Raw genomic sequence first — 18400 nt, 5'->3', positions numbered from 1 at the left:
GAGGTCTCCTACAGGTCGAGGGAGATCTCATCAGCCCTGGTCGCGTTGCGCTCGACATCGGTCATCTCGGCAGCGGAGAGCGTCAGGGCGTAGTGCTGTCGAGGGTCGAAGTCGTCGAACTGGTCGACCCGGTCGAGCACCTCCCCCACCAGTTTCTTGAGGAACAGACGGGGAGCGACACCGACCTTGCCTCCCAGACCACCGGCCACCGTACGGGCCAACTCGGCCAGGTAGGCGTCATCCACCAGTGTCCGGATCCGGCCCTGGGCAGCGGATCCCTGGGCGTAGAGGTCACGCACCCGGCCACCCAGCTCGACGAGCGAATCGGGGGTGAACCCGGTGAGCCGGATCTGGACCGCCCTGGGGTTGTCGAACCGCGCGTCGGTGGCGAAGTCGACGGCGAGCCGCTGCGCCAGTGGGGCGAGCCGCTGCACGCCCTGCGGGCCGTCGTAGAACGCCGGTGTTCCGGTGATGATCAGGTACAGGCCGGGGAAGCGACCGGAGTGCACCTCGTCGATCAGCTGCCGCAGAGCGTTGAGCGCCTTGTCGCGGGCGTCGGAGCGAACGCGCTGCAACGTCTCCACCTCGTCGAGCACCAGCAGCAGGCCGGGGTGGCCGCTGTCGCGGAGGACGGCGAGCAGGCCCTGCAGGAAGCTGAGCGCAGCGAAGTGGTCGAGATCGCCACGGACCCCGGCGAGCCGGCGGGCGGAGGCGGCGACGTGCGGCTGCCCACCGAGCCAGGCCAGCACGGCGTCCGCGCTGGCGGCGTCACCGGCCGTGGTGGCGGCACGGTAGCCACGCAGCGCGGCGGCGAAGGCGGGTGCGCTACGGCTGACCTCGGCGAGCCGCTGGTCGAGCAGCGCGCCGACGGACCGGTCGAGGGCTTCCGCGTCGTCGGGTGCGACCTCACCGGCCGCCAGGACGTCCTCCTCCAGGGCGTAGAACCAGCCGTCCACCACGGGCCGGATCGCGCTGGGCGGAAACGTCGAGGTGGTCAGCCGCTCGGTGAGCCGACGGTAGACGGTCTCCAGCTTGTGCAGCGGCGTCTCGTTCTCCGAGATCTGCACCTCGGCGGTCGCGAGGTTGGCCTGTTTGGCCCGTTCGGCGATCCATCGGGCGAAGAACGTCTTACCGGAGCCGTACTCGCCGCGGACGGCCTTGAAGACCGAGCCACCCGCGGCGACCGTGCCGAGGTCCTCGCCGACGGTGGTGACGAACCGGTCGAGGCCGACGGCGAAGAGGTCCAGCCCGGCGGAGGGCACGGCACCCCGGCGCAGCGCATCGATGACCTCCCGCCGTCGGGCGGGACTGACGCTGCTCATGAGTGCGCCCCAGGCAGCTGGAACTGCTCCCGGAGCAGCGCGATGTCCAGCCGGGCGGTCCGCGAGTTGTCGATCAACGAGAGCACCGCGTAGTTGTCCACGTTGAGGATCCGTTGAAGCGTCCTGACAAACCCGACGGCACGGCCCGGCATCTCGCCGGCCCGCTGCGCCAGCACCGCCACGGCCAGCACACCCTTTGCCTCCACCAGGGCCCTCAGAGCCGCCTCGATCTTCCCGAGCTCTACGCGACGCGGTGTCAGACCGTGCTGGGCCTTGAAGAGCTCGGTGTTCAGCAGCGCGGTGACGAAGTCACCGCCGGTCGGCGCGGGGTCGGGAGCGGGCGCCGGCGTCGCCTCCGGTACGTCGAACAGCGCGTCTCCGGTGACGGCAGGCACCTTGCGACGCGACTTCGGGGCCGGAAGCCTCGGCGGAGGCGGGGCCGCCACGACAGGGACGGACGCTTCCGCCTGCCACCAGTCGGGCCGGCGTGCCTCCACCGGCATCCAGCCGGCCGGGGTGTCCGTCACGTTCGGCAGCAGGAAGGCCAGTAGCGGGATGGTCACCTCGGCGAGCGACGCGCCGCCGTGGTAGCCCGCCTTGCTGGGCCTGTAGCGCAGCATCGGGTCCCAGAGGGCGATGATCCGGTTTCCGGGGGCGACCACCCGTGGACCGCTCAGCTCGACCTCTCCCGGGCCCGCCGGGCCGGCTCCGGTGCGGTGTCGCGCCGAGGCGACGTCGGTCGCCTTGACCAGCTCACCACCGCGCTCCAGCACGTGCCCGTGGTCGCTGGTAATGACGACCGCCCGCCCGGTGGACCGGGCGAGGTCGAGCAGGCTGCGCAGGAACCCGATGTCGCCGAGCTGCCATCCCGGCTCGTCGCCTTCACGACCGTGGGCGAGCGAGTCGTCGACGGTATTGATGACGACGGCTACCAGGTGCGTCCGGTCAGACATCGCCGCAGCGAGATCCGCGGCGAGAACCTCGCCGGCCCCGCCGCGAGCGGGTCCTTTGTGGAAGACCCGGGCTCCCTTGCCCCACCGGCCCTCGGCGAAGATCCGCTTTTCGTTCTCCTGGGTACCGCTGCGCAGGGCACCGGCGAAGAGCGACGTCCGCGACACGGCGGTCAGGGTGGGCAGCGCGGCCGCCACGCCGCGCCGACGGCCTGGACCGGAACCGGCGATCGGGTCGTACTCGACCCAGTGCTGGGTGAGTTCGTCGGCGAGTTCCACGGCGACGGCCGCACTCATGCCGTCGAGCACCACGAGCAGCACCGGCCGGTCGGCGCGGACCAGTGGGTCGATGACGCGCGAAAGGACGTTCTCGACGGTGAGCAGGTCGCCGTCGTTGCCGGGGCCGGCGGTGGCCCAGGCGGCGAGACGGTTAGCGAACGCGGCATCGAGGTCTCGGCGCCGCGCCTGTGCCCGCTCGTGGATCTCGCGGAACGCGCGCTGCAGCTGCGGGTGGACGTCCTCGCCGGCCCAGACATGGTGGAGCGCGAGATCGACCCAACCCCATTCGGCGATCTGCCGGTCCACGCCGTCGGCGACGCTCGCGGGCGGGGTCACCTCGACGTCGAGCCAGCGGACGAGCCGGTGGGCCATCCGGATTCGGCGGATCCGTCCGGCCTCCGCGTCGGCCAGCCGATGGTCCGCGAGACTCTCTACCGCCGCATCGAGCGCCGAGGCCCCCGGCTTGCTCAGGCCGGCGAGGAGCGCCTCGGCGGCGGCGTTGATCCGCTGCGTGAAGCCGGTACGCAGGATCGGGCTGTGACCAGCGCTGCCGACCGCGCCGAACTGGATGAGCAGTTCCTCCGCCCGGTCCAGCACCGCGTGTGCCTGCAACCGTGTCTCCCGATCCGGGGCGGTCAGCATCGCACCGGCCACCTGGACCGTGGCGTCGGCGAACCCGCGTAGCGTGGCGTCGTCGTCGAGGTTGCCGAAGTACTGGTCGATACGTCCCTGCACCCGTACCGCCTCGGCGGTGGTGCTGGTCCAGAGGGCGTCGCAGACCAGTCCGAGCGGAAGCGCGTCGCCGCCGTGCCCGGCGGCGACGAGCGCAAAGAGCGCCTTGGCGGGCCGCCCGAACTGCTCGATGACCCACCGGGCCAGGCCGTCACGCTCGCCCTCCCGGAGCAGTCCGAACGCCTCGACCGCACCGGGCTCGGCACTCCACCGCAGCAGCGTCGTCACGTCCAGGTCGTCGGGGCTGCCACCCCGGCGGTCCAGACCGAGGCGTACGGCGGCGAGGTGCCGCAGCGCCACGTCGCGGGTGAGCACGGCGGTGGTGAGCTTCGGCCAGCCGGCGGGCGGCATCGCGTCGAGCAGCGCCTCACCGGCCCACCCTTCCCGCTCCAGGGCGCTGTCGGGCAGTTGCGCGCCGAAGGCGTCCACGACCAGGTCCCACGGCTCGAGGGTGATCACCCGCTGTCGAAAGATCCGGCTCTTCACGCCGTGGCCGAGGTCGGACTCCGGGATGTCGGTGAGCAGGACCAGCACCTCGTCGTCGCGGTCGGCGGCGAGGTGCTCCCAGATGGCCAGCGGCGACACGCACGGCACCACCCGGGCCGGGCGTCCGCCCGGCAGCAGCATCGCCGGGTCGTGCGGCCAGGCCGGCTCGGCGCGCACGACCATCACCGGGTACGCGTCACCGTTGCGGTGCCGGTCGAGTTGCTGCATCACCTTCTGCCGCAGCGCCACCGGGTTGATCCGCAGTGCCTGGGAAGGTGCGGGTGCCTGAGTCACGGCACGATTCTCCAGGTCACCTCGATGGTGGCGTCTCCCTGGTCAGCGGCGAAGGCACGCAGTTCCTCCACCGCCTGCCCCAGACTCGCGGCCGTGACCCTGACGCCGCCGCGCGGTACCGGCACGAGGTGTGTCTGACCCGGATCCACGATGACCTCGGGCGGCGGATTCTTGACCGGCGGTTCGACCCGCTGCGTGGTGGCGCGGCGGATCAGCGCAGTGGAGTCGGCCTGGGCACGGCGTAGGGCCGGGGCGAGCGGGGCGGTCAGCTCGTCGGCCTGGGCGACGCGACGAAGCTCACCGAGAATCGCCGCCGCCTCGGCCGCGTGAGGCTCGGCCAGCCCGGCGACGATCTCGAAGGTGTCCCAGGGCGCGGCGGCGAGCGCCGCCGAGACCTGGGCGGCGCTCATGATGCTCTTGCCGGTCCGGTCGGCCGGGCCGGCGAGCTCGGCGCGGGCGAGCCGCTCGACGGTTTCCACCGCCGACCGGCCGTTGAACAGCGCCTCCAGCAGGTCGGCGGCGGCGCGGGCGGTGGCCAGCCGTCCGGTGCCGGCCTCCTTGTCGATGCCCAGCCAGGTGGCATGCTGATCCAGGCGGGCGAGCAGCCCGTGGGCAGCATCCCGGTGGCGGTTCGCCTGGGTGGTCAGGTCGCGGCCGAAGAGCGCCACCAGCCGGCCCCGGCGCAGGTCGAGCGGCTGGACGCCGAAGATGGCGGCCGAGCGGGCTCGCGCCGCCTGCCAGTCCTCCTCGCTGGGCAGCCGCTCCTCGCGCAGGGTGTGGTCGGCGGTGATTTTCCCAAGCTCGGGAGCGGGGATCACCTCGCTGCCGTGGAGGTAGAAGGCGCGGTCGGTCTGCTCGGCGAAGGTCGCCACGACGAGCTGCGCGACGATCGGGTCGAGGCCACGGGGACTCGGGTCGTCGATCCAGCGGAGCAGGTCGCCGACCCGCAGCTCGCCCGTGATGCCCTCGCCGGATGCCTTGCGCTGGAAGTGCTGGACCCACCCGCCCTCGATGACGAACGCCGCCTCGTGCATGGTGCCCAGGCCGAGGGGGTTGGCGATGCGCCGCACGGTCTGCCGGTGCGTACGGTCGACCTCGACGCGTCCCTCCGGCGACTCGACGGCCCGGCGGACGTAATCGAGCACCACCTTGACGTCGGCGAGACGGATCGGGTCGCCCTTGCGGTCGGGGTCGAAGTCGGGGTGGGCGGGGAACTGCTGGCCGAGCATCTGGTCGCCGATGCTGCGCAGGGCGTCGTTGAAGGTGGCGCCCATCGGCAGCTTCGGCTCGAGCGCGCGGGTGAGCGACTGCAGGTGGTCGTCGAAGCCGAGGACGACGTCGGTGGGCTGCTTGGCGGCCAGCCCGTACGCCTGGCGGAGCACGGCCTGCATCTTCGCCAGCAGTGCGCTGCGCTGGTTGGTCAGCGCGCCGTGCGCGCGGCGCCGGTCGTCGGGGTTGAGGTGCTCGGCGTGGCTGTCGAAGCGCTGACCCTCGAGCAGCTTGTCGATGATGACGAGCTTGCCCAGCTCGGTGCGGCGTTCGACGGTGAGTGCGGCGGGGATCCAGCAGACCGTGCGGGAGGCGGTACGGCTGATCAGGTCCTGTACCCGCTGCCGATCGTCGGCAGGGCCGTGATTGCCGTCGTCGAACGGATAGTCGGTGATCATCCGCCAGCCGGTCGGGTCGTTCGGGTGGAACGCCTCGTCGCGGATGTCGTTGCCGTCCCGCACGTTGCCGTAGACCAGTTCGATGACGCGGCGGCTGCCCCGCCAGCTCAGCGGGGCCTCGGCGAAGAACGAGTCACTCCACGGCACGCCGAGCTGCTGCCAGAGCAGCCGTTGGACGATGTGCTTGCGGGCGCCCTCGTTGTCGTAGTGCTTCGCGGTGGCCAGGACGCTGTCGACGTCCACGCCAACCAGCTCCAGCGAGACGATCGGGTCGTCGCCCTCGCCGATGCGGATCTCGGCGAACCGGCCGGCCCAGTCGGTGAGCTTCCGGTTGACCTGGGCAACCTCACCACCGGGGATCGGGCTGGTGATGCTGCCGTGGTTGAGCGCGGACAGCCGCCGGGCAGTGAGGTTCCGCAGGGCCGGCACGCTGGGCGCGAGGGCGGCCAGCAGCAGCGTCTTCACCAGCCGGTCGTCGCCGGTGAAAGCACGGACCCGTCCGGCCACGTCGCCCGGCAGCGCGGTGCCCCGGCGGGCAGCCTCTAGATCGTCGTCGGTGAGGTCGTACTGGCCGAGCAGGTAGGGGCGAAGCTTCAGGTCGTAGAGCTTCTGGGCCATCTCGAACTCGGCCTTGAGCTTCTCGGTGAAGGGCTGGTCGCCGCCGCTGCTGATCACGTCGTAGAGATCGCCGAGCGGGACGAGCTGGCCGAGGCGCAGCGTGTCGCGGCGGTCGACCAGCAGTTGGCGCATCAGCTTCAGCGCGGTCCGGGAGCGCTGCAGCGCGCTGGAGACGTGCACGAGGGTGGAGAGGAACGCCGGGCTGAACGGGTACGTCGACCGGAAGGCGTCGATGTCGGCGCCGCTGCCCGAGTCCGTGCCGAGCAGGGTGTCGAACACCTCCCGGCGTACCTTGGTGGTGGCGTCGAAGGCCTTGCCGATCGCCGCGGCGGCCGTGGTGTCGCGGGGTTTGAGCAGCCGGCGGCGGGCGATCTCCGGCAGGTTGCGGTCCTCCAGCTTGATCACGTCGAACCGACCACTGGCCAGGTTGAGGGTGTCCTGGTAGCTCAGCTCGTTGGCGCCGGTGACCTCCTCGCCGACGAGTTCGCGGAGGTCCCGCTGGCGGGCGATGAAGCTGACCACCGGGATGGGCCGGCGGGTGTCGCCGCCCTCGACGAAGTTGGTGATTTTCTGGATCTCGCGGGAGACGAACTGCTGGTCGCCGATCGAGTTGGCCAGCCAGAGGATCAGCTCGTCGAGGAAGAGGATCAGGCCGTGGTAGCCGAGTTCCTTGGCGTGCCGGCTGATCTCGGTGAGGCCCCGGTCGAGCGAGACGAACGCCTCGGCGTCCTCCCGGGCGTTGGTGAAGAAGCCCTTGTTCCAGCTGGTCAGCAGGTCGTTGACGAGCTTGCGGCGCAGCTCGTCGGAGTACGCGCCGGCGAACGCCTGGTCGAGGCGCTCGGACGTCCAGAAGGTCTCGCTCTCACCCCACTCGTCCTCGACGTCCCCGCCGGGCAGGCCGTCGATGAACTGCTTGTCGCCGATCTTCTCCCGCAGCGAGGCGGCCTGGTCCAGCAGCGCGTCGGTACGGTGCACGGCCGGGATCGGCGCGTCGGGGTGCAGGGCGCGGACCCGGTCGACGTAGCCGCCGAGCACACGCTGCTCCAGCGAGCGGGCGTCGAGCAGGTGGTACGGGATGAGCAGAAACTTCCGCCCGTCCAGCCAGACACTGTGCTTGGCGACCAGCGGGGCCAGCTCGTCCCGGCCCCGGGCGGCGGCCTCGCCGCGCAGCAGCGCGTGCAGCACCGCCATGAAGTGCGACTTACCGGAGCCGAAGGAGCCGTGCAGGTAGGCGGCCTTGGAGGCGTGCCCCTCGACCGCGGAGCGGATCAGCCCGAGCGCCTCGTCGAAGTTACCCAGCAGCCGATCCGTGACGACGTAGTCGCGGAGGGTGGCATCGGCGTCGGCGACACTGTCGGCGAGCTTGAGCACGAAGTCACTCGTGCTCGTGCGCTCCGGGATGTCGATGAACTCCCGGAGCAGCGGGGCTGGGCTGGGCGAAGACATGCTGCATACCGTACCGATCGAGCCGTCACGCGTATGACCCGCGCGGCGCACCGCAGGAACATCCGGTCGACCAGCAGAACTCTCGAGTGCAACCGCGTCGCGGCGAACCCATCGGCGGGTAGCCTGCCTCGTTCGGGGAAGGCGCTTCTTGCGCCATGAATATGGCTCAGCTCTGGTCGCTACGCCAAGAGATCTGTCCTCGCAATTTCGGCCAATCGGAAAGACGAACCCATACGCGGATGAGTTGATTTCGGTCAGCCTGGCGGTAACGACGAGAGATGTTAGCTTGCACAGGAAGAGGGCCGGCGTAGGAGGTTCGCTTGTCTCCGCCACACTCCCGCCACACCGTAACGCGGCGATCGCCACCGGTGGAGACGGGTCGGCCTCTCGCGCTCTTCGTGATAGGTGCGCCCGGAGTCGGCAAGACCACCCTCTGCGCACGCCTGTCTGCGACCTGGAACGCACCCACCTTTCGCGCGGGTGAGGTCCTTCGCGCGCTGGCCGCGAAGGCCGAGAGGCCGCAGGACCGACAGGCCGCTCGCCGGCTCGTCGAGAGCGGCGCGCCGATTCCGACAGCTATGTACCGGCACCTCCTCACGGAAGCCAGAAAATCGGGCGGGTCTCCGACCTTGTTCGACGGCTATCCTCGAACCCCGGCACAGTTCCTCGCCATACCGACCATGCTCAATGCGGCCGGGATTCCCACCGCGCGCGTGGCCGGTGTCCACCTGACGGCGTCAAGAGCAACGCTGGAACAGCGGCTAGCAGAGCGGAGGGTCTGCTCCTGTTGCGGCCGGCCGTGGCCAGCGACCGCGTGCTGCGCTAACGCGATACCGATTCAGCGCGCCGACGACACCGACCGCGACGCGGTGGCACGCAGGCAACGCCTCGTCGACCGCCACGCAGCGCAACTGGTCAAGAGATTCCAGCGCTGGTGGACAGGAATCACCTTCCCTTCCGAGCAGACGGCCGGCCTGATGGCTGAAGCCATCGGCGAAGCCCTACGACGCGGCCTTGGGGAGTCGGATGTTCATCCACTTCCTCAATGATCAAATTCTGGCACTGCATCGACTACCTCAACGGTTCGAACACCGCGAGCTGGTCCGTCACCTGTACCGCATGCTCTGGGCCGGCTCGCTGGTCTCCGACACTCCCCTGATCATTCCTGCCGTGGATTTGGTGCAGTCCCCTGTGGGCATCGACCTGATCGAACCGCTGGCGTCGATCTCTGCCCACGGCTTGGTCGAGTACGTCGGCTCGACGGGAAGTGTCGACGAACTCGTGCAGCGCAAGCTGATCCACTTTAGAGGTACGGGCCTACACCCGGAGTGGCAGGAGAGCAAGGTTCATGAGATCCTGCAACCGATCGCACCGCATATCCACTCTCGCTCACACAACACCACTTTGGACATGCTGGCCAACTGGACGGAGGACGTGGATAGGCTCACCGGGCCTCCACATCGTGAGGACCCCCGTCGGCACGAATTCCGCTACGGCGAGCGTCAACTCGGACAGGGCATGCGGTTCCTCGATGAACGATATCGCTTCCCGAAGCTAATCGACCGCGCGGCTCTTCTGCCCGCCAGGCTCGGGGATCATGCCTTTCTGTGGAACGTGGTTCAGCGGGTCAACGCGATGCGGGTGCGCACGGATGGGCCAGCGACTGAGGCATTCGAGCGCGCACTCGCCCACTACTGGGTGCTGAGCCATGTGGACGAGTACCGCGTGTCCATCATCGGACGGGACCGCACCCTCGGTAGGATCGCCTGCGGTCTTCATCACAGCCACCCCGACCTAGTGTTGGACCTGGGCGCACTCCACCGGTTCCTGGGCTGGATGGGGATCGACTTCCTCCTACAACCCGGCGACCCGGAGGAACTGATCGAGTTGAAGGAGTTTCCGTACCTGTCGGGAGCATTCAGCGGCGTCCTCATGCCAAAGTTTGCGGAGTTCGAGCACTCTCCTGAACGCCGCGCCGACAAGATGCGGGACATTGGACAAATCGCGGCCCGAACGATCAACATCCGCCGCAGCGTGACCACCATCCGGAAGGCCAGGCTAGAGGCATTGCGCGTGGTAGCCGACCTTGGGTTTGGCGGCCAGGTCTTGACCCGCACACCGCCCTCGGGTTCATCATCTCTGCAGACCACAGCTGGCATGGACGAGAGGGTTGGCATGACACTGGCAGCGCCCACCATCTTCATCGGCCACGGACGTTCACTCCTCTGGCTCCAGTTGCGAGACTTCATCCGTGACCGGCTTCAGCTCGGCTGGGAGGAGTTCAACCGTGTCCCGGTCGCCGGCCTGACCGTCGTTGATCGACTCAGTCACATGCTGCACCAGTGCGACTTCGCCTTCCTCGTTCTCACGGGTGAGGACGAGCAGCGTGACGGGACCCTTCGCGCCCGCCAGAACGTCGTACACGAGCTCGGCCTGTTCCAGGGGCGCCTCGGCTTCGATCGAGCGATCATCCTGCTCGAGGAGGGATGCGAGGACTTCAGCAACGTCGCGGGTCTACAACAGCTCACCTTCCCGGTCGGGAAGATCATGGCAGTTGCCGAGGAGATACGACTGCTACTCGAGGACAGACTGATGATTGGACGGACTCCGTGACCGAACAGCCACTGGAAGAGCTGGACCAGAGGACGCCTGCTCTGTCGCAGGAGGCTGTCGCCCGGGACATCGACCTGATGCTGTGGGCGTTTCAGCTGCTGCGCATCCGACGGTACGTGCACCAGCCGTACTGGGACTTCGAGACCGCCGCCGCAGAGGCAGCCGACCGCCTGGAAGACTTCCCACGGATGGAGACCGTCGCCGAGCACAGCTGGACAGTCGCGGACGCGGTAATCCTGCTCGCACCGAACTTCCCCTACATCCACCGCGGTCACGCGGTCGAGCTGGCGGTCCTGCACGACAAGATGGAAATCGTCACCGGCGATGCCAATCCACTCGGCATCGACGGCACCGGTGATCAGGGACATGCCTTCAACCCCGCTCGCCAAGCCGACAAGTTCCAACAGGAGAGCGCGGCCATCGAATGGTTCACCGACCAGCTGCGTCCGCCGGTGGCCAAGGTCCACTTCGCATTGCTGATGGAGAGTTTGAAGCTGCTTACACCGGAGGCACGGTTCGTGCGCGCGGTGGACAAGATGCAGGCGCTGGCCTTCATCCTGTTGAAGAAGCAGGGCCGGATGGACGACCGGCACCTCACCTTTTTGATTCGCTACACAGACAAGAACGACCGCGTCTTTCCGCCTCTCCGTCAGCACAGCCAGGAGCTGTTGAGGCGCATTTTCCGGGTGACAGCCGAGCTGCGGGAGGTGACCGCGGAAAGTCTCTGGCGAACAGCCTCGCAGGGCATTCAGGCCACACCCGAAAAACCCGCGCCAGTAGCGCCTCGGAGCCCTCTGCCGCCGAACCAAGGAACGCATAACAGCCGGTTCGGACGGATAATGTCTGCCTTGTCGGAGGTGGGGCGCCGCCCGCCGGCGCGCACCGGACTGGAGGCATATCGCCAAATGTCGGATGCGCTGAACCGAATCGAGGACCTCCACTGGGGAGACGACCACTGGTCACCACCTCGCCACGTGGGGCCGGGCGTGCGCACCGACCGGTTGTACCCGATCGCGCCGGAGAACATCTATCCGGTGCCTGGCTTCCCCGGCGTGGATCTCCTCGCGTCCGTCGGGGAGAGCGTCTTCATCAGTCGTACAGGGGCGGTTCAGGTGCAACGCAAGCGTGCCCACGACCTCTTCGGTATGGAGACGGAGTTCGCCGCGCGCAAGGAGGACGTCATCTTCGACAAGGCCGATGCGGCTGGACGGCATGTCTGGCACGAGGACAACCGGCGGTAGGTGGCGCAGCGGTATGCCAAACCCGTCAGAGGGCGAGGGTGCGCGTCCTCGATCCGCTCAGCCTTGACGTACCTATGAAAATCGGCCTGATCGTGCTGGTATCGAACCGACCGCTGATGTTGCGTCCGCGCGTCAGCACGCTGGAACTGGTCGAGTCGGGTGCCCGTCGCCGGTTGGCGTAGTCGCTTGGGGCCGACGAGCAGGATCTCAGCGATCCGGTGGTGGTTGATGAGGTGTGTGCACGCCTCGCACGCTGCCTGACCGCCGATTCCGAGGCGGCCCGGAAGGCGCGCTGTCGGCTACGCCATGAGCGGTTGTCATTGAGCGTCCGCCGCACGCTGGTGAGTCTGAGCAGTAGTTGCTGACCTACCGGTCAATGGCCAGATCAGGGCCAGATCGTGCCGCCACCGGAGTTGCGCGCGATGATTTGGCTGTTGCCGAGGATCACTCCACCTCCGACGGTGAACGGCCGGCCGGACTCGGCGTCGACCGCCGAGGTGGCGCGAACGACCACCTCGCGCAGTTCCTCCGCCTGCTCGGGATACACCTCCAGAAGCGCCTCGAACCGCCCCTGCCAGCGGTTCGCCACCATTTCAGGCGTCGATCCCCCGTTGAGTACGGACCGGCGTGAGTCCTCAAGGGCGTCGATCACCTCGTTCGCCCGGCTCTCACCAATGCGCGCGTACAAGGTGGTCAGTCTCTGGAGGATCAGCGGCCAGGCCTCCGAGGCCATGGTCCGCACCAGAGCCTGCCCCGCCTGGCTTGCCAGGGCGATCATGGTCGTATCCACCGGATTCCTCCTCGGTCAAGCTCGCTCACGCTGCCTCGTCGCGATCTCGGCCAGCAGCGCTCGGGACGCTTTCACCTGCGGGTGGTGCGAGCCGAGCACCCGGAGCTGCCGTTCCAGGGTGTCGGTGAGCAGCTGCCGCGCGCCGAGCACTTCTCCCAGGTGGAATCTGGTGCGGCTCAGACAGAATTGTGCCCGCAGCGTATCGGGGTGCTCGCCACCGAGAGACTCGGCGGAACGCTCGGCGTGCCGCTGGTATGTCGACGTGGCCTCGACCGTTCGCCCCATGCGCTCCTGCAGGCTGGCGATGTTGCCCAGCGACGCGAGAGTGGCCGGGTGTCGCTCACCGAGGGCTGACGCGCGCTTCTCGTACACCGTCAGTTCGCAACGGAGTGCCTCGTCGACGCGGCCCAGCCAGTACAGCATGCTGGCCCGGTTGCCCAGCGCCACCACGGTGTCCGGGTGGTCGGCACCGAGCAACTCGCGTCGATCGTGCAGGACCATGCCGTTGTGGGCCAGCGCCTCGTCCTGCTTCCCGATGCTCCACAACATGACGGCGAGGTTGTTCAACGTGGCGAGCGTTTCGCGGTGTTGCGTGCCGAGTAGCCGACGCCGCAACTCCCAGGTCCGGCTGGCCAGGTCGCAGGCTTCCTCCTGATCGCCGGCCTCCCAGGCCAGGGTGGCCAGGACGTGCATGCCGGAAGCGGTGTCCCGGTGCTCCGCGCCCAACAGCTCGGTGAAACGCCGCACGACGGTGTTGGCCAATGCCCGAGCGTTTTCGATCTGACCGCTGGCGGACAGGTATCCGCACAGGAGCAGCACCAGCGCACGCAGCGCCGCCCCGTTGACCCAGTCGGCGGCGAGCACGTGCGCGGAGAGCTGTCCGTAGCGGGGCCAGCTACCCGGATCGCTGGGATCCCCGAGCCGGGCCGAGGCAAGGAGGCGCTCACTTTGCCGTCGGCAGGACTCCGCCTCCGTGGACGTCATGTCGGCACGGACGGCGGCCTGGACCAGCGGGTGCACCCGCAGGCTCTCGTCCGTCCGCTCGATCAGGCTGTAACGGTGCAGGGCGGTGAGGATGTCGGCGAACCCCGAGTCCCGCGTCAGTGCCTTCCGCAGCTCCGGGTCATCCACGGTGGCCGGGGTCTTGGTGAGGACGCTGTACGGGACGGGATCGGGCGCGAAGAAGGCGACGATGCGCAGGAGTTCGGTCGCCGCCGTCGACTCGCTCCTCAATCGATCCCGCGCCCACCTCCAGTACGACGCGAGCACCGATTCGTAGGGGGCGCCCCATCCCGGTGAGCTGAATGACTGGATGATGCTTGCGACGGGCGTTCCGGCGCTCAGCGCCGACGCCACCATGGCGAGCGCGAGCGGCAGCCCTCCCACCAACCGGGCGATCACCCCGGCATCGCCGTCCGACAGGGCTGGCAGCGTTCCCCGGAGCAGCGCTACCGCCTCACCGGTCGACAGCAGGGGCAGATCGCGCTCGATGACGTCCCGGCCCCAGCCACGGCGCCGGGACGTGAGGAGGATATCCGGCCCGTACGACAGAGAGGTGAGCCAGTCGGGATCATCTTCGACGTCGTCGAGGATAAGGAGCGACCTACGGCGCCGGAGCTCGGACAGGAGCTCTGCGGAGGGTCTGGTCAGGTCGCGCCCGGCATGCAGGTCGAGTGTCACGGACAACTCCGTCAGCCCGGCCGGAACGCCGCCCGCCTCGCCGGAGCGCATCCACCACACCAGGTCGTATTCGTGCGCGAAGCGGTGTGCGTACTCCAGCACCAGTGCGGTCTTGCCGACGCCAGCCAGCCCGCAGACCGCCTGGACGGTGCCCCGGGATTCCTGGAAGCCGGCCCACAATTCGAAGATCTCGTCGTCCCGTCCGACCATGTCCCGTGGTCTCGGCGGCAGGTTCGAGACTTCGGGCAGTCGCCCGGGAAAGCCGTCGGGTGAGCGGTGCTCGCGGTGATAGCGATGGCCGCCGGACGGGGGTTGGATCCGCTTGACCGCCGAGAGCAGGCGCCGCCGAGCCGTGCCCCCGTCGCTACCCACGAGTTCGATGCCGGTCAGCTCCCGGAGCGCCAGCGGCGGCACGCATTCGACGACCTGGACGGGCACCAGTCGGGCGGCCTCGCCGCCCGGATCGACCTCCCGGGCAAGCTGCCACTCCTGCTGGACCTCGGCCGACCGGACCGATGCGGGAGACAGCAGTGCGAGCGTCACGTCGCTGGACAGGATTGCCTTCTCGATCTCCTCGTGCCAGCGTGCCCCCGGCCGCACATCCCACGACCGCACCCACACCCGGTAGCCCGCCTGCTCCAGATGCGCCGCGATCCATTCGGCCCATCGCTGGTCGGACCGCACATGGCTGATGAAGAAGTCGTAGAGCCCGCCGCCGACGGCCTGTCGCCAGAAACGCTTGGTCAACGCTTCCCGCTCGGCGTCGTCCAGCGGCACGACCGCCCCGACCCGCCCGTCGGTCACATGGCTGGTGAGCCTCTCGTAGGCTGCCAGCAGCGAACCCTCCTGGTGCGCGCGGTCGCCGACGGTCGCCAGGATCTCTTCGTAGGCGTAGAAGATCTTGTATGGGATTTCGACGTCACCCCAGTAGCGATCCCGCTCTTCCGCGCTGGAACCGCTCAGCAGACGCCGGAATCCGGATCGCACGTAGCTGCGCGCCGCCTCCAGCCGCTTCGACTCGCCATCCTCGACCCGCATGGGCACCGGCAGGATCCGCAGGTCGGACGCGTCACGTTGCCGGCGGACCGAGTCGGCGACCGCGAGCGAGCCGGCGATGCTCTGGTTGTTCAGGGTGAAACAGACGACCAGAGTGTCAGGGAGCTGAACCGTGCAGATCCCCGAGGTGTCGTTCAGGCCGGTCCGACTGTCGATGAGTATGTAGTCGTAGTGCCGACGCATGCTGCGCTTCATTTCCTCCACGAAGGACCCGCCATGCAGCCGGTTGTAGAAGTTGTCCCAGTCGAACGACATCACGCGGGTGGCGTAGGAACGGTCCTGCTGGCCCGCGGGCAATAGGTCCACGACCCCACCGCGGGCAAAGGCCCATCGCAGGGAGACGGCGTGGTCCAGCACGTCGGCGTGGGCCTCTCGCCACTGCTCGTTGTCGCCCCGGGAGGTGTCCATCATCGCGGTGGAATAGCTCCACAGCATGTCCATCAGTCCGGGCGTGGAGCTGAGTTCACGGTCCGGCAGGAAGGGGTGGAAGTATCGGTGCAGACCGGGTGCCTCCAGGTCCCAGTCGACGGCGAGGACGCGATGACCGTTGCTGGCAAGAATCCAGGCGACATTCGCCAGTGCCATCGATCGGCCGGTTCCGCCCTTGTAGGAGTAGAAGGTGATGATCCGACCGTCGGCCGACTCCGTTCCCATCACGCCCCACCCGGCCCTTCGAGCTGCGGCCGCGCAACGAACGCTCCCGCGTTCACCAGCTCCGGGACTGCGTGCTGCTCGAACACGAAGCTCTGCGTCTTGATGAGCACCTCACGGAGAGCCTGCTTGAACTCGTCGACCGAGTGCAGCGAGCCACGGAACGTCGGATGGGGGATGCGGGCGTTCTTCTTGAACAGTGAGAGCACCGACGCCCCGAGCGCCGGGGCCTGCGACTCCGACTCCTCGTCCGTCGGGTTCCACGGCAGCAGCACCGCACAGTTTCCGTACAGGTGGTCGTCGTAGGGCCTCAGCGCTTCGGCGTAGGCGGGGATGCGGGTCGCCCAGGCGTCCACCAGCAGGACCACCAGTTCGCCCTCCGACTCTGCCTCCTCGAGCAACGTGGACAGCCCGTCGTCGGCGCCGACCGGGTGCGGAGTCAGATCCTGCTCGTCGGCCACCGCCATCGCGTAACGCACCACGGGCTTCGCAGCCGCGGGAAGATAGGGCGTCCAGTCCTCCGAGCGCCTTCCGTAGCGGTCGACGTTCGTGCGCTCCTGTGCGGCCTCGGCCGCCGTCGGCGCCGCCACCACCAGGTGGACGTGGCGTGGTCCACCGCCGGACGGCTCCCCCAGCCGCTGGTCGGGAACGGCACTGCCCGGCTCGCAACCGTCCGGCTGGAAGACGTCGGGAGCGGTGTCGAAGTCGATCGGTCCCGTACTGACCGGCAATGGGTACTGCTCGGCCACGCTGATGATCACTTCGGCGATGCGGTCGACCACGTCGTGGTAGGCGTCGCGGTACCGGGTCTTGTGCTGAACGAGTTTACGCAGCCCGGAGGTCCGATACGGTGCGGCCAGGTCCTCGTTCTTGGTCCAGATGTCCTCGGCGACCTTCGGTATCCGTCCGGGGCCGCTCGCGAAGACGTCCTCCCAGAGCACCGGGACGATCAGTTCCGGGACGTGGCCGTGCTGCTGCTCGTAGAGTCGCTGCCGCTCGGCGAAGATCCCCCATTCCTGCCCGCAGAACCGGGCGCGGAAGTAGCGCGGCGAGTAGAGGGGGACGAAGACTCGACAGGTGCCGAGGCTGTCGGAGACGGTGGGGCGCCACAGCGTCCCGTCCCGCATGCCCACGTACTGGAAGCCGATGTCCTCTTCGGGCTCGGTGGTGCGCCTCCTGATCTCGTCGCAGAGGTCGCCGTAGAAGTCAGTGACGTATCCACCGCGTCCGTCGTCGCCGCAATAGCTCAAAAAGAACAGGTAAGGCATCCGCTGCTCACCCTCGCCCTGAGTCGGCTGCCAGTCTGACCGACGAGACGACCTTGAGGCAATTGTCGAAAAGCCGACAGCATCGGGGGAATGCGCCGGACGGCGGAGGTCAGGCAAGGATCGCGAGGATGAAGCCGGTCACGTACACCAAGGCGAACGAAACGGGAATCCACTGCTCGAGGTGGGTCAGGGGCCAGTATCTGGACAGATCGCGGCCCTCGCCGAGCGCCTTCCACTCCGCCCGCCAGTACGGCGACGCCGGCAACCGCTCCTCCAGCGCTCCGATCACAATGTATTTGGCCGAGTTGAGTTGGCGGTGGGACCGAAGCAGCCAGAACCAGGCCGCACATTGGAGCAGCAGCGCGGCCACTGGAACGGACAGGTACCAGACGTCGACGTTCGCACGGTCGCTCCAGACGATCCCGGCCACCGTGGCGATCAGCGTGTTGAGACTCAGGAAGAAGGTGTTCGTCAAACCGCGTCTGGCACTGACCCGGTCCGCCATCTCCACATAGATCTTGTACTGCTCCAGGATCACACTCTGCTGGCCGCCGGTGGGGCTGCCGTGCTCGTCCCCGTCGCTGGGCGGGCCCCACAACGTCGGGGCCACCTCCTCAAACCGCGCGGTCGTGGTCCTGAGGTACGTTGCCATCTTCACCGGTACAGTTTGGCGGCCTCGAGGTGAGCCGCAAGCCCCCGGCTGGGTCGGATCGCCTGATCGCCGGGATGCGCGGGCCGTGACCGCTCCGGTAGATCATGCGGGAGCCGAGGTGCTGGGCCAACGGCATCCAGTGGGCCGTCCGCACCAACTCTTCGGTGCTGTTGGCCTTACGAGCGTTGGCGAGCGGTCGACGAGAACCGTGTCGAACGCGGCCGAGTCCACCCAGTCGATGGTCCTGATGAAACCACACACCATCGTCGCTCCGGTCCCCTCCAAAATCTCGGTGAGGGCAGCGTCGGAGATCCGGAGAATGGCGCTGCAGTCGAAGTAGAGCTGCTTACCGGCGCATCGACCCGCCAGCCAACTGACCACCTCGGCCAGGTCGAGCTGCTGGTTCCGCGACAGTCACAGGCTGCCGGGGCCGCTGTCTATCGCGAAGATGCCGACTCTGTGGGCGGTGTACTTCTCGGACAGCCACTGATCGAGGTAGTAGCGCAGCTCGCCACGGCTGGCCACATCCCGGTGGAGGAAGCGAATCCGGTTCAGTCGCTCCAACAACTCCAGCGTCGGCAACACAGAGCCGCGTTCGGTCAGGTCGTCGTCCCACTCACCCTCTACGCCGAACACCCTGCCGGGATTGTCCACG

General features: G+C 68.3%; 10 protein-coding genes and 1 pseudogene. 3 read left to right on the top strand and 8 right to left on the bottom strand.

The features are described from left to right. Positions 1–8: 8 nt before the first annotated feature. The 3 genes from brxD to pglY are packed head-to-tail and all read right to left on the bottom strand — an operon-like array spanning position 9 to position 7794. Positions 9–1322: a BREX system ATP-binding protein BrxD gene (brxD, locus tag ACTMSW_RS19625; RefSeq protein ID WP_441182078.1), complete on the bottom strand. Its 1314-nt coding sequence runs from the start codon at positions 1320–1322 to the stop codon at positions 9–11. Beyond that, entirely contained in the window at positions 1319–4063 is a 2745-nt protein-coding gene (pglZ, locus tag ACTMSW_RS19620; protein ID WP_441182077.1) for a BREX-2 system phosphatase PglZ, read from the bottom strand. The genes brxD and pglZ overlap by 4 nt, the downstream gene beginning before the upstream one ends. After that, positions 4060–7794 carry a BREX-2 system ATPase PglY gene (gene pglY / locus ACTMSW_RS19615; protein ID WP_441182076.1) on the bottom strand — a complete coding sequence of 1245 codons (3735 nt, stop codon included), beginning with the start codon at positions 7792–7794 and terminating at the stop codon, positions 4060–4062. Before pglY ends, pglZ begins: the two co-directional genes overlap by 4 nt. A 368-nt stretch (positions 7795–8162) precedes the next feature. Here pglY and ACTMSW_RS19610 point away from each other — a divergent pair, with 368 nt between their 5' ends. The 3 genes from ACTMSW_RS19610 to ACTMSW_RS19600 are packed head-to-tail and all read left to right on the top strand — an operon-like array spanning position 8163 to position 11648. Continuing rightward, the gene (locus tag ACTMSW_RS19610) at positions 8163–8843 is read left to right on the top strand and encodes an adenylate kinase family protein (protein ID WP_441182075.1); all 681 of its coding nucleotides are present in this window, start codon (positions 8163–8165) and stop codon (positions 8841–8843) included. Then, the gene (locus ACTMSW_RS19605; protein WP_441182074.1) at positions 8821–10407 is read left to right on the top strand and encodes a TIR domain-containing protein; all 1587 of its coding nucleotides are present in this window, start codon (positions 8821–8823) and stop codon (positions 10405–10407) included. Before ACTMSW_RS19610 ends, ACTMSW_RS19605 begins: the two co-directional genes overlap by 23 nt. Beyond that, the gene (locus ACTMSW_RS19600; RefSeq protein WP_441182073.1) at positions 10404–11648 is read left to right on the top strand and encodes an HD domain-containing protein; all 1245 of its coding nucleotides are present in this window, start codon (positions 10404–10406) and stop codon (positions 11646–11648) included. The genes ACTMSW_RS19605 and ACTMSW_RS19600 overlap by 4 nt, the downstream gene beginning before the upstream one ends. A 385-nt stretch (positions 11649–12033) precedes the next feature. On the opposite strand, the gene ACTMSW_RS19595 is transcribed toward ACTMSW_RS19600, so the two are convergent. The 5 genes and pseudogenes from ACTMSW_RS19595 to ACTMSW_RS19575 all read right to left on the bottom strand — a co-directional run bounded on the left by ACTMSW_RS19595 (position 12034) and on the right by ACTMSW_RS19575 (position 18399). Continuing rightward, positions 12034–12438, bottom strand: a complete 405-nt coding sequence (locus ACTMSW_RS19595; protein ID WP_441182072.1) for a hypothetical protein — start codon at positions 12436–12438, stop codon at positions 12034–12036. A 15-nt stretch (positions 12439–12453) separates the two neighbouring features. After that, a complete protein-coding gene (fxsT, locus tag ACTMSW_RS19590) occupies positions 12454–15828 on the bottom strand; it encodes an FxSxx-COOH system tetratricopeptide repeat protein (protein ID WP_441182071.1) in 3375 nt (1124 codons plus the stop codon). Beyond that, a complete protein-coding gene (locus ACTMSW_RS19585) occupies positions 15828–17093 on the bottom strand; it encodes a TIR-like protein FxsC (RefSeq protein ID WP_441182070.1) in 1266 nt (421 codons plus the stop codon). The genes fxsT and ACTMSW_RS19585 overlap by 1 nt, the downstream gene beginning before the upstream one ends. A 109-nt stretch (positions 17094–17202) precedes the next feature. After that, on the bottom strand, positions 17203–17745 hold the full coding sequence (locus ACTMSW_RS19580) for a RipA family octameric membrane protein (protein WP_441182286.1): 543 nt from the start codon (positions 17743–17745) through the stop codon (positions 17203–17205). Then, a pseudogene (locus ACTMSW_RS19575) lies at positions 17708–18399 on the bottom strand (DUF6642 family protein). The gene ACTMSW_RS19580 and the pseudogene ACTMSW_RS19575 overlap by 38 nt, the downstream one beginning before the upstream one ends. Position 18400: the final 1 nt, after the last annotated feature.

This window comes from Micromonospora sp. BQ11 (genome assembly GCF_052068135.1).
Classification (GTDB): domain Bacteria; phylum Actinomycetota; class Actinomycetes; order Mycobacteriales; family Micromonosporaceae; genus Micromonospora.
This window is presented reverse-complemented; position numbering and strand designations above follow the sequence as displayed.

Excerpts from the sequence above, each read along its gene's own strand:
- ACTMSW_RS19580 (WP_441182286.1), bottom strand. The coding sequence starts at position 17,745 with ATGGCAACGTACCTCAGGACCACGACCGCGCGGTTTGAGGAGGTGGCC.
- ACTMSW_RS19605 (WP_441182074.1), top strand. The coding sequence starts at position 8,821 with ATGTTCATCCACTTCCTCAATGATCAAATTCTGGCACTGCATCGACTA.
- pglY (WP_441182076.1), bottom strand. The coding sequence starts at position 7,794 with ATGTCTTCGCCCAGCCCAGCCCCGCTGCTCCGGGAGTTCATCGACATC.
- fxsT (WP_441182071.1), bottom strand. The coding sequence starts at position 15,828 with ATGGGAACGGAGTCGGCCGACGGTCGGATCATCACCTTCTACTCCTAC.
- ACTMSW_RS19585 (WP_441182070.1), bottom strand. The coding sequence starts at position 17,093 with ATGCCTTACCTGTTCTTTTTGAGCTATTGCGGCGACGACGGACGCGGT.
- brxD (WP_441182078.1), bottom strand. The coding sequence starts at position 1,322 with ATGAGCAGCGTCAGTCCCGCCCGACGGCGGGAGGTCATCGATGCGCTG.